The sequence below is a fragment of the Peribacillus simplex genome (genome assembly GCF_900156045.1).
GTDB classification, from domain to species: Bacteria; Bacillota; Bacilli; order Bacillales; family DSM-1321; genus Peribacillus; species Peribacillus simplex_D.
The window spans coordinates 147,973-160,402 of sequence record NZ_FTMX01000005.1 but is presented as its reverse complement, the minus strand read 5'-3'; the positions used below and the strand labels follow the sequence as shown (position 1 = coordinate 160,402).

The window sequence follows — 12,430 nt, the reverse complement described above, 5'->3', positions numbered from 1 at the left end:
CAAAAGGAGGAGTTCAAATGAAAACTACCAATATGATAGACCAAAAGGTTGGACATTCACTCAGAGATGAAAAAGTGAAAGAAAGTATAAAAAAGTCATTAAGAGAATTAACTGGCTTGATAGGAGTTTCTGGATCAGAACAAGAAGTTGTAAAATATATGAGGGACAAATTGTTACCATATGCTGACGAGGTGGATGTAGATCGCAATGGCAATGTGATTGCGATAAAAAAAGGAAATATCCCCGGGCCTAAACTGATGATATCGAGCCATTCTGATGAGGTTGGATTTTGTGTGAAAAATATTTTACCCAATGGTTTTATCATGTTTGATAAGGTGGGAGGGGTTTCCGATCAATTATTGTTAGGGAGAAAAGTCTGGGTTACAATAAAAAAATTACCTGGAATAATCGGGATAAAAGCTGGACACATGCAAACTCCCGAAGAAAGTAAACGCGTTAAAACAACACGTGAATGTTACATAGATGTAGGGGCTTCCTCGAGAATAGAGGTTGAAAACATGGGAATTAAAGTGGGAGATCCCATTGTATTCCAAAGTGATTTTATGGAAATGGTAAATAAAGATCTTGTATGTACAAAATCCGTTGATAATCGAATTCATTGTGCAATATTAATAGAGTTATTTAAAGAATTACAAGGCGTTGAATTTGCGGGAACATTATATGGTGTTGTAACTGTTCAAGAAGAGGTGGGACTGCTTGGAGCCATTATGGTAGGAAATTCAATTGAGCCTGATTATGCAATCGTACTAGATACAATCCCAGCTGGCGATACACCTGATATCGATACAGAAATATCACTTCCCGTCTACCTAGGAAAAGGACCAGCTTGTCCTATTGCGGATGGGGTTAGAGGTACAATGGTTTTCAACCACATCCACCCTAAAGTGAGGGAAATCATCGAAGAACAGGCAGCTAAAGCAAATGTACCATTACAGACGATAACGTTAGTAGGGGATTCCTATACAACTGATGCAGCCAGTTTGACTTCTGCGAATAAAGGAATACCAGTAGGAGTTCTTTCAACGCCGCGCAGATATTCGCACTCCCCAGTTGAATTAGTCAATCTCAATGATGCCGAAGGGGTCTTGAAGATTGCAAAAGGAATCGTTTTGGACAATGGAGGGAAAGATTTAAGTTTTATTTAACATATTATTGTGTAAAGAATGAGTTAAATGAGTTAAGTTTCTTATACTGTTCTTACTCTAGAAAATAAATAAAGGTTAGAAGTTTTCCGCTTACCAAGGGCAAAAGAATAACTTATTAAAGATGGGATAATCTCAACTAAAAAGACAGCACTCTGGTTGGGAGTGTTGTCTTTTTAGTTTGAAAAGAAAAGTTCGTTCTTTCGTTAGAAATCATTCTTTCTAATTATGTAAATATTTGAATTCTTTTATTCTTGGCTTTTACTTTCTCCCTTGACGAGACCAAGAGACTAATGCCATGTGGTGGAGCAATTATGAAATCAAATAAAAAAATACAGCGGTGAAATTTTCTTATTTCTATTTTAACGGCATGCATTATGTGATATATTGCATATTATATATTTGCATTTCAAGGAGGTATAGCCTTTGCTGCATTCAAATTCATCACAAAAAATTAAACGTACTTCTGTACGTGAAGAAGCATACATGATTTTGCGGGATTGGATTGTACAGGGAACCCTAACGCCCGGCCAACAATTACGGGACAAAGAATTGGCCGATCAATTGGGAGTAAGCAGAACCCCCATTAGGGAAGCACTTTTAAGGCTTGAGGATGAGGGATTTGTAGAGACTAAGCCAAGTTGTTCAACTATTGTTTCCCCCATTCAATTCGAAGGGGTATTAAACATATATTCAATTGTTTGGACACTGGAAAAGTTGGCTATGGAACAGGCTTTTGACTTCATTGAAGAAAAACACTTAATTGAGATGGAAGCCATCAATCATGAAGTGAAAAAAGCAATAGACGAGGGAAATCAAATAGTGGCCGTTCAGAAAGATGATGACTTTCACTCCATTTACATCAATCTTTCTACAAATGATGAATTGAAGCGGATTCTATCAGGACTCAAACAAAAACTTATAAGAATGGAACTGTTTTATTTCAATCAGGTAAGTGATGTTCTTCTTTCCGTTGATGAGCATGATAGAATCATACAGGCTTTAAGGAATGGAAATCTCCCTATGGTGCTTAAGGTGATAGAAAAGAATTGGAAAGAAAGTTACTATAGAATTCAAGCCCATACGGAACGTGTAAAAAGTGGGGAAGAAAAAAATGAGTAATGATACTATAGTTGCCATATCACCTTCAAGAAATAAAGGGATTGCACTTGTACTGACTGGCGCTGCGTTATGGGGAGTATCAGGAACGGCAGCTCAATATCTATTTCAGCATCAAGGTTTCAGTCCTGAGTGGCTCACTGTTGTACGCTTGTTGCTTTCTGGAATCATCTTATTGGGGGTCGCATATAAGAACGAAAGAATGAAAGTTTTTGAGATTTGGAAAACTAAAAAAGATGCGCTTCAAATTATCCTTTTTGCAATTTTGGGTATGCTCGCTGTTCAATACACATATTTTGCAGCAATTGAACATGGCAACGCAGCCACTGCTACAGTGCTTCAATACCTGGCACCGGCCCTGATCACTTGTTATTTAGCCATTCATTCCAGACGTTTTCCAAGCATTACTGTGAGTGTAGCTGTGATCATAGCGATTTTAGGCACTTTTTTGCTTGTGACAGGAGGAAGCATACATTCGCTTTCCATTTCCGGGTGGGCAGTATTTTGGGGAGTAACATCAGCCTTTGCATTGGCATTCTATACATTGCAGCCGTATGAACTCCTTTCAAGATGGGGTTCAATGATTGTAGTGGGATGGGGCATGTTGATTGGGGGAATATGCTTTAGCATGATTCATCCTCCATGGGCATTTGAAGGTAATTGGACGTTCCCATCATTTTCAGCGGTTTTATTCATCATCATTTTCGGTACGATCATTGCTTTTTATTTTTATTTGGAAAGTACAAAATTCATTTCGGCTTCAGAGGTAAGTTTATTAGCTTCTGTTGAGCCATTATCTGCAACCTTAATATCCGTTTTCTGGCTGAATGTAACATTCGGTTTTGCCGAGTGGCTCGGTACACTCTGCATTATAAGCACCATTACGATTTTATCAATCGTAAAAAACAAGTAATGTCAGTTGTTAAGCGGGCAAAATAATGGAATCTATCTTGTAGATTATAAACTACCATGAAGCTCGAACAAATTTTAAAAAAGCAATCACACACTATATGTGAATTGCTTTTTTTGTATATTGGAGTATTACACATGCGTTTAATCCTTCAAACCTGATCAACATCTTCAGGGATTTAAAGCAAAAAGAATCGTTTCCGCGATACAATCACAAAAGCATCGTATAATTCTTCTATGAAATGTAATTGAGAAGAGTTTATCTTATATCCATATAATGTTGCAGAACCTTTGACGGGAAGAATTTGAGGGGCAGGGGGCGTAAGGAAACAATAATGGCAGGGGGCATTGTTAAATTCCGTTGTGCTTGCTTTAAACAGTCATACATTGCTTTACCGCCAACTGAATTGGCAGAGTGAATTGTGATGCGATTAGCAAAAAGTTTTTCTTTGACCATCTTTTGAACAAGCATAAAACCATTCCTAGTTTTATTTAATAAATCATGATCCAAAGAGAGGTGTTCAATATCAAAGTTTCGCAATAGCTCAATACATTCGTCAATAGTCTCGACTAACACATAGCCATCGGGAGCTTTCCGATAGTCATCCAGAAAAACGCTGATTTTCTCCACTTCTTATACTCCTTCCCTTATACAAGTGTGATTAATAAAAGTAAAAAAAACCCAAGAAAATATGGTTTTATATATTAAGTCTAACACAACAATGTAAGAAGGGGACATATTCGACGTTAAAGGCTAATATACGACAGCCTTTTTTTATACTAATATTCTTTATACTTATCATTGTGTTTCTTCAAATAACGGGTCTTTACTAAAAGGAGGAACTGTTACTGAGCCACCCCCTTATAAAACTATGTTGCATGGTTTTTTTACTAGCGTATTGTCTTCGGACAGTTTAGTAACTCCCTCTAAATATCCCTTGTGAAATATGGTACAAAACTTCCGCTTAAAAGTTAATAATTGTAATAATTAGGGTAAAAGGTAATATCTTAACTAAAAGGAGAAGTGATATGTTACATCCAGAAGAGATGTTCCTTGTACAAAGGGACAAAACGCTGCTGTTGGAGTTAAAGGAACAAATAAATGACTATCATATTTTCTACTTATCAATGATTAATGATCAGCTTTCATTGATTGATAATGTTCTAAAAGAATGTAACGTTGATTCCTGCACTATATCAAAAGGGTAAACCAATATTTACTGTTTTATATATAAAGGGAATCAATTATTAAACTATAAATAACCAACTTAGCGCCCTCTGAGAAAGGCGCTTTTTTATGTCAAATTTAATTGGTCTCCGATAAAAAATTAATTAGAGATATACCTCCATGTTCCGTTAATTATATAGCAAGCGGAACTTATTTATCACTTTCAGCATTACGATGATTGTCTTTTTCATTTTGATAAGCAACGATTTTGGCATCATCTCCAATGCTTTCAAGTGTAGCTGTGGCCATCTGTTCTCTAATGCGGATGATATGGGCGTCCATCAGTTGCTTGGCTTTATCCGCTTCCTTTAATGCGATAGAATAGTAGATTTCTTTGTGTTCTTGAAGCGTTTCTTGAAAGTGACCGGGTTTTGCGAAACGATGCCGTCTAGTGGCACGAATAGTATCTTTCATTTGATCACTAAGGGTATGGACCAATCCGGCAAATATGGAATTATTTGTGGATTGTGCGACACTATAGTGAAACATCAAATCTGCTCGCAAGCCTAATTCTTCATCATGTTCCGAACGTGCCATTTCTTCTAAAGCATTAAGAATATTTTGTAAATCTAGAGAGTTTGCTCTCTGTGCAGCAAGAAAAGCACACTCGGTTTCAATTACTCGACGGACTTCAAGCATTTCATAAACCATGTTGTCCTTAGCTTTGATGATTGAGTTGGATAGCTGTTCGATCAGTAACTTAACATTAGATTGTCTGATAAATGTCCCGTCACCTGGTCTGACCTCAATGACTCCGTTAATCTCCAATACACGAAGGGCTTCTCTGATTGATGTTCGACTCACTTTAAAACGATTGGACAACTCCCGTTCAGGGGGTAATTTATCTCCAGGTTTCAATTCACCGCTAATAAAAGATTCCTTAATTTGATTGAAGATGATTTCGTACACTTTTGGGGATTTAACTGGTATAGAATCCATTACTTCCTTCACATCCTTCAATAACAACAAGTTGGTACGACTATTAGTGGAATCATCTTAACAAGCATTCATTAATGAAGCAAGAGGATAATTTCAGACCTATATATTGGTTAGACCAATTTATAAAAATATATTATTACTTAATTTTAGTCAAATCCGTTAATTTGGCAATTTAAGGTGATTCATTTTTTATTAGAAGGTAGGAAAACCAACTATAAACACTGTTAAAATAACCATTTATTTATGGAGAAAAGTAATATATGTTTAATTGTTGAAAAAGTCAAAAAAATTAGTATAATGAAAATTGGTTAGACCAATTGGTAAAAATGATCAAAATTGGTCTAGGTCAAATTATTTATTAATGGAAGCGATATCATTTTATATTTTTAGGGAGGGGGATCAGTTCAACAGTTGAAGTTTTGAAGCAGAAAATTAATCTGGGTATAGGTGCGACCAAAGCTTTTGATAAGACAAAAACGGATGTTATAGCAGAAAGAAGGAGAATTGTATGGAAGCGGTTAGTGTAAATTTGATCAACGCTTTAATGGAAGTTCTTTCGGAAAGTCAAGTAACAGTTAACCAGACAGTAAGAGAATTGCACGGTAGAGATGAATCATATCATGCTGTAAGCCTTCCCGATATTGTTGTATTTCCGGAAACCACACAGCAAGTCAGTGATGTTGTGAAATTGGCCAATATGTACAAAATTCCGATGGTTCCATTTGGGTTGGGATCAAGCCTCGAGGGGCATGTCATACCGTACAATCATGGCATAACCATTGACTTTTCACTAATGAATAAAATCCTTGAAGTGCGTGAAAACGATTTTCTCGTAAAGGTTCAGCCTGGCGTAACGCGTTCGCAACTAAACAAAGAATTGAAAAAATATGGTTTGTTTTTTTCCGTGGATCCTGGGGCTGATGCTACTCTGGGCGGAATGGCGGCAACAAATGCCAGTGGAACGACATCCGTTAAATATGGTGTGATGCGTGACCAAGTCCGTGATCTTGAAGTGGTTCTTGCAGATGGTTCGATTATACATACTGGCAATTTGGCAGCTAAATCGTCATCAGGTTACCATCTAAACGGTATTTTTGTTGGTTCTGAAGGAACCCTTGGCTGCTTTACGGAATTGACATTGAGAGTTTACGGAATTCCTGAGCACGTTATGGCGGCAAGAGCTTCATTTCCAGCATTGAACCATGCGGTAGAAGCTGTTGTATCCATTTTGCAGTCAGGTGTTCCAATTGCAAGGGTGGAACTTGTCGATGAACCATCAATGAAGCAGGTTAACCTTTATAGTGATACAAGCTATAATGAAGCGCCTACACTATTTTTGGAGTTTCATGGTAATGAAGCAGGGTTGAAGCAAGATGTAGAGTTCACTAAAGAAATAGTAGCAGAACATCATTGTCTAGATATTGAATTTGAGGCAGATAATGCTGCCAGGAACCGTCTATGGGAAGCTCGCCATAATCTTGCTTATGCTTATATTCATGGTTATCCTGGAAAAAAACTGATGGTGACTGATGTCTGCCTTCCGATTTCAGAGTTGTCTGGTGCAATTCACCATGCAAGGGAGGCTGTTGATTTACTGGGCCTTACCGGTGGGATAGTCGGCCATGTAGGCGACGGAAACTATCACGTACTCTTAATGATTGATAACAAAAACCTAGAAGAGATTAAAAGAGCAGAACAGCTAAATGAACAAATTGTCCTGTATGCCCTTGAGCGGAAGGGAACATGCACTGGGGAGCACGGAGTTGGGGTCGGTAAACAAAAATATCAAAAAAAAGAACATGGGAACTCACTGTTTGTGATGGAAAAAATCAAAGTAGCCCTTGATCCAGATAATCTATTAAATCCAAGTAAAATATTTATGCAAGAAAGAGTGTGATGAAATGAAGGTATTAGAATCGTTCAGTGCATTAGCTGGAAAATATTTTGCTGTTTGGGTTATCTTAATTTCCGTCATTGCCTTTATTTTTCCAGAGCCATTTTTGGGATTGGGAGGCTATATTACGATATTGCTCGGGGTTGTCATGTTTGGGATGGGGCTTACTTTGAAGGCAGTTGATTTTAAAATCGTCATCACTAAACCACTGCCCGTGATAATTGGGGTTTGCGCCCAGTTTATCATCATGCCATCTGTGGCATTCCTTATTGCGAAACTTATGAATTTGCCAGCCGAATTAGCGGCAGGTCTGGTTTTGCTCGGCTGTGTACCAGGCGGAACAGCCTCTAACGTTATGGTATATCTTGCAAAAGGTAATGTACCCTTGTCGATAGCTATGACCTCGGTATCAACTTTACTGGCTCCAATCATGACTCCGCTGCTTCTGCTTTTGCTGGCAGGACAATGGATGCCGGTCGATTTTTTTGATATGTTTAAGTCCATTATACAAGTCATCCTTCTTCCGATTGTTTTAGGTTTGGCCATTAAGCGGTTTTTCCCGGTAATAGTTGAAAAAAGCTTAACCGTTTTACCACTTATTTCGGTAGCAGCCATTATTACGATTGTAAGCGCAGTAGTTTCAGGCAATGCAGCTAGCATCGCTACATCCGGGTTCCTTATTTTTACTGCCGTGATGCTTCACAACGGATTTGGACTGCTGTTTGGTTACTTGGTAGCAAAAGTGCTTGGACTTGATGAAGTGAATAGAAGAGCGATTTCAATTGAAGTGGGCATGCAGAACTCCGGGTTAGGCGTTGCGCTTGCTACTGCACATTTCGGTCCTCTGGCAGCACTTCCAAGTGTCCTGGCTGCTGCATGGCACAACATATCAGGACCAATTCTTGCGACTTACTGGTCAAAAAAACATGCTGGCGACAGTATAGAGGAAGGGACAGTCCATCCGGTAGAGAACAAGCTTTAAATAATATTGAAATGAAAAAAGATCCTATGCTCACAGCTGGGATTTTTTTGATGCTGCAATATTTTCCAGGAAGGGAAGTGAAGGGGCAAATAACCATGCTGCTTGAATTCTAGAATTCATCTAGGAAAAAGAGAGTCATTCTGTTAATGCACTCCTACAGCAAGCATGTAGTAGCAATAGATTTAACAGGCAGAATACAAATATCAAAAAAGAAAAAATTGATGAAGTCCTAGAACATAATCATGAATTAATTGATATACTTAGCGATCTTTTTATAGGAGGTTCCAAGTGACAGAATCATTCAAAAAGACATTAAGGTATTGAGATGAAGGGGGAAGAGGGTCTAATTTCCTTTTCCTCTAACTAAAAATCGTTTGATTTCTATATTGCTTGCTTCCATATTAAATCCACTATTTCTTGGCATCCCATTCTTGAAGTTACATGTAATTTAAACATTAATTCATCATATTTTAACCACAAATCGGGAAATTGTAGTGTCCGTGTATTATTACTATGATAGACGATCTAACCTGATACAAAACAACTTGCATTGGACGATATGAGTTCATCTAAGTCCAATTTACAGTTCAACAGGGTAAGTAGAACCATTATTATGAATATTAAAATCCCATATATCAATAATAAAAAGGTGTTTATAATCTTTGGAAGGAGATGGTTTCATGAAAAAATTATTATTGATGGGATTTATTTTTTTATTTCCTCTAAACTTGGTGGCTGGAACAAACAGTGCATACGCTAAACCGCAGGTACAGAATATTAGCCAATCAGAGGTAAAGTTCGCAAATGAATTCAGGAGACTTTGGATTGATCATGTTTTGTGGACAAGTAATTATATTACAAGTGCAACAACAGCTGGAGCGGAGGATCAAAAACAGGTACTGGCTAGGCTTTTGAAAAATCAGGAGGATATTGGTAATGCAATAATGCCAGTATACGGGGAGAAAGCTGGGAACAAACTTACGGATTTACTTAAGGAACATATTGTTATTGCGGGTAAGATTGTAGATGCGGCTAAAAGCGGAAATGAAGTCTTGGTGAATCAGCTAAACAAAGAATGGTATAGAAATGCTGATGATATAGCAGCCTTCCTTAGCGGTGCCAACCCTTATTTGAAAAATGAAGATCTAAAAAACTTGCTGTATATGCATCTGAAATTAGTGACAAATGATGTATCTGCAAGCTTAGCAAAAAATTGGAACGAAAGAATCGTTTCAATCGACGAAGGCGTCTCACATATAATCCTAATGGCAGATACTATCTCTGCGGCAGTTATAAAGCAGTTTCCGGATAAGTTTTAAAAATAATCTAAGAATCTCCAGCAATCTGTTGGAGATTCTTTCATTCGCTTATCAAATATACAATTTTCGTCCGAAGACAGCAGATTTATGTCTTTTTAATTTTTTGACACAACACCGTTGTCTTGTAGTTTACAAATTAAATGAGTAGAGGATAGGGGACAATGACTACGAGTGTTACCGGAAGAAACATGAGACGATATTATTTACTTTCATAGATCGCAGAGGTAACAGTTCAAGGCAATATTTATACATCATATGAAGAAGTTGCTTATTGAACAAACGGAGCATTTTAGTTGAAGAAGGAATGAGACTTCGCTTAATTTACCTGTGTAACCAACACCACCATGGTCATTAAGCATCTAAAAATTATAAAACGGAAAAAGCCCACAACATTTAGGTTGGGGCTCTTCTTGCTCCTATTTACTGACTTTGGCAGCTAGTTGGCGATTTTTGTAACCACTATTGAAGGATACCTATACATTACATTGAGAGATGCAGTTATTACCCTAATACTTAGCCTATCGTTTGCGGCTAATCGAAGTTGGATTGTTCTTCCTATCGTGTTTCTAGTTTCAACTGTCGATGGTTGCCCTCCTGGCCCGCCTGTAATTCGATTAAAAGATTCAAAAGTACTTTCAAGAACTGGGGTTGTGTCATTGATGAATAACCTGAACTGTACTTCGGTATTAAACGCCAAGTTAGAAGCATTAATTAGTCTAGCTGTTAAATCCATGCTTATCTCATATACCCCAGCAGTCAGAACCTGAATATCAGTAAAAGGACCAGTACCAGGAGGAAAAGGAGTTGTTCCTAATAACGGACCAGGATTTGTGAAAACAACCTTCTGCCCCAGAGTAGGGGGAGTTACCGCAGCTACTGTGACAAAATTTCCAGACGGATCGTACAATGATCCATAAGCCAAAGCACCCCCTGGTCCTGGAGGTCCAGTTTCTCCCTGAGGTCCTGGAGGTCCTGGAAGTCCTTGAAATCCTTGAGGTCCTTGAGGTCCTCGAGGACCTTGTTCACACTCCTTACATTTTTTATGCTCGTTTTTATTAAGGCAATGCTCATTTTTATTAAGGGAATCATCCTTTTTATTATGGATATCATCGTTTTTATTAAGGATATCATCGTTTTTACGCTTATAGGTCGTGTCAACAAATCTACGACCTTGAATTGGCTTTTCTATTTTACTCACCCTTTCTCCTCATTGTTCACTTTCCAGTCGAGCAATGAAGCTTTTTTTTCTGTTTTTTCCGCTTCTCTTTCTGCTTTAATAGTTTAAATATCCTCTTTAGCAGAGGATATTTAAACTAAATTCCAGGAAATCAAAATCTATATGACAAAATTCCCAGACGCTGTTTTCCGCAATGTGATTCTTTGCATTATTCGCAATACTTGTACTTCTTTTTATAATGCCGATACTTTTTCTGATAATACTTTTTATAGTGATCGGACATGTAAATCACTCCTTTCTACACCTATATATGCCGATATAAAAAAATGGTTTGGATTTTTAAGTTTGTTTTTTAAATCAGGCTTTATTTTCAAATGTTAATAAAAGTATAAGACCGGTTTTTGATGTTAGAATGTATCAACTATAGTACACCGATGTATTTATAACAGAATTTAAACGATCCATTTTTAATAAATCATAATTCAAATGAGGAATAATAGGTGATTCGATTAAGGAGAAAATTAGAAGGATTGATTTTATTATTGATGCATCTTAGGAATATTTGCACTAAATTTCATGGAGGTATTTTACATTTAAAATATCAGCCTAAATATGAAGGTTTTTAAAAACCAACGTTGAGGAATGCAAAAGGTTTATTTATTATAAAAACTTAAAACGCAGAAAAAAATATATAGAAAAATAATTAATAAACTTGAAAACGGCAGATTAACTCTGCCGTTTTTATTAGTATAAATCACAAAAATTTTAAGCATTAACCAATTAGGAAACTATTTATCCTTTTTTTCATTTGTTCAAAATCGATATGGGTATACCTACTGGCCTAGCAGTACCAAGACTTTCATGACCTAATATTTCTGTACCATTCTTAAATCCACTTAATCTTTGTTTTCTTGTAATAGTAAGGTAGCAAATGAATGCCTCAAATGATGCAAAGAAAATCAGTGAGCGAGTAAACCAGCTCGTTCTATAATCTCTTTAAATATTTTATGCAATCCACGAGAATTAAAAGCTTAATTTTTGATTATAAAAGTTCGGTTCACTATAATGACTTTGCTGCTCAAAAAGAGTTTCTTTATAGTCTTGAAATATCGGTAAGACAATGGGATGAAGGGGGGAGGCGTTCTTTTTTCCCTTTCCTCGTAAAATCGTTTGATATTCTAAATTAACTTGTACCCATATTAAATCAACTAATTCTTGACGGCTCATTCCTGTTTTAGCAAGTAGTTTATACATTTATTCATTTAGGTAAATTCTTATCACTTTAGGTGCGTGAATACCTGCTGTGAAGTCAGACTTCATGGAATTTTCTTTTAGACAATATTCACCAAATGATTTTAAGCACCAAATGCGTCGTTGAAGCGTTCTTAATCTTGCACAAACTGACTTCACACTGGTACGACGTGAGTTCATACTAATTCTAATGATCGGTTATTAGCAGTTAAAAACTCACCGTAGTGCTTAAAATCGAATGCATAATCGCACATGAGTTAATCATCCGAAGCTTGAAGGTAATTCATAATTATCAGACCTACTGGGAATTATTCAATCAAACCCAAAGGAATTATGTTTAAAACCATTAATGGAAACCAGCTGACTTAGAGGAAGAAAACCAGAAAGGTTATAGGAAGCAGCGTTGAATATTATAGTCAACTTGAGCCAAGTTAAGGGACAATCATGAA

Annotated in this window: 10 protein-coding genes; 7 read left to right on the top strand and 3 right to left on the bottom strand. The window is 37.0% G+C overall.

Annotation, left to right across the window (positions count from 1 at the left end):
- The first annotated feature begins 17 nt into the window (after positions 1-17).
- The 3 genes from BW986_RS17795 (at position 18) to BW986_RS17785 (ending at position 3,195) form a co-directional block, all read left to right on the top strand.
- Positions 18-1,166 carry a M42 family metallopeptidase gene (locus tag BW986_RS17795; RefSeq protein ID WP_260320890.1) on the top strand — a complete coding sequence of 383 codons (1,149 nt, stop codon included), beginning with the start codon at positions 18-20 and terminating at the stop codon, positions 1,164-1,166.
- 423 nt (positions 1,167-1,589) lie between these two features.
- Entirely contained in the window at positions 1,590-2,285 is a 696-nt protein-coding gene (locus tag BW986_RS17790) for a GntR family transcriptional regulator (protein WP_081395684.1), read from the top strand.
- Positions 2,278-3,195, top strand: a complete 918-nt coding sequence (locus BW986_RS17785; protein WP_076369255.1) for a DMT family transporter — start codon at positions 2,278-2,280, stop codon at positions 3,193-3,195. The genes BW986_RS17790 and BW986_RS17785 overlap by 8 nt, the downstream gene beginning before the upstream one ends.
- Before the next feature lie 255 nt (positions 3,196-3,450).
- Here the strand turns inward: BW986_RS17785 and BW986_RS17780 are convergent, their stop codons facing one another.
- The gene (locus BW986_RS17780) at positions 3,451-3,822 is read right to left on the bottom strand and encodes a cyclic-phosphate processing receiver domain-containing protein (RefSeq protein WP_076369253.1); all 372 of its coding nucleotides are present in this window, start codon (positions 3,820-3,822) and stop codon (positions 3,451-3,453) included.
- A gap of 398 nt (positions 3,823-4,220) precedes the next feature.
- On the opposite strand from BW986_RS17780, the gene BW986_RS17775 reads away from it, so the two are divergent.
- Positions 4,221-4,400, top strand: a complete 180-nt coding sequence (locus tag BW986_RS17775; RefSeq protein WP_076369251.1) for a hypothetical protein — start codon at positions 4,221-4,223, stop codon at positions 4,398-4,400.
- 169 nt (positions 4,401-4,569) lie between these two features.
- On the opposite strand, the gene BW986_RS17770 is transcribed toward BW986_RS17775, so the two are convergent.
- On the bottom strand, positions 4,570-5,358 hold the full coding sequence (locus tag BW986_RS17770) for a FadR/GntR family transcriptional regulator (RefSeq protein ID WP_076369249.1): 789 nt from the start codon (positions 5,356-5,358) through the stop codon (positions 4,570-4,572).
- Between the two features lie 508 nt (positions 5,359-5,866).
- Here BW986_RS17770 and BW986_RS17765 point away from each other — a divergent pair.
- The 3 genes from BW986_RS17765 (at position 5,867) to BW986_RS17755 (ending at position 9,553) form a co-directional block, all read left to right on the top strand.
- Entirely contained in the window at positions 5,867-7,255 is a 1,389-nt protein-coding gene (locus tag BW986_RS17765) for an FAD-binding oxidoreductase (RefSeq protein ID WP_076369247.1), read from the top strand.
- Between the two features lie 4 nt (positions 7,256-7,259).
- Complete coding sequence (locus BW986_RS17760) at positions 7,260-8,234, top strand: bile acid:sodium symporter family protein (protein ID WP_076369245.1); 975 nt, start codon at positions 7,260-7,262, stop codon at positions 8,232-8,234.
- Positions 8,235-8,914: 680 nt separating this feature from the next.
- Entirely contained in the window at positions 8,915-9,553 is a 639-nt protein-coding gene (locus BW986_RS17755; protein WP_076369243.1) for a glycosyltransferase, read from the top strand.
- 436 nt (positions 9,554-9,989) lie between these two features.
- On the opposite strand, the gene BW986_RS30535 is transcribed toward BW986_RS17755, so the two are convergent.
- On the bottom strand, positions 9,990-10,751 hold the full coding sequence (locus tag BW986_RS30535) for a hypothetical protein (protein WP_076369241.1): 762 nt from the start codon (positions 10,749-10,751) through the stop codon (positions 9,990-9,992).
- Between the last annotated feature and the right edge of the window lie 1,679 nt (positions 10,752-12,430).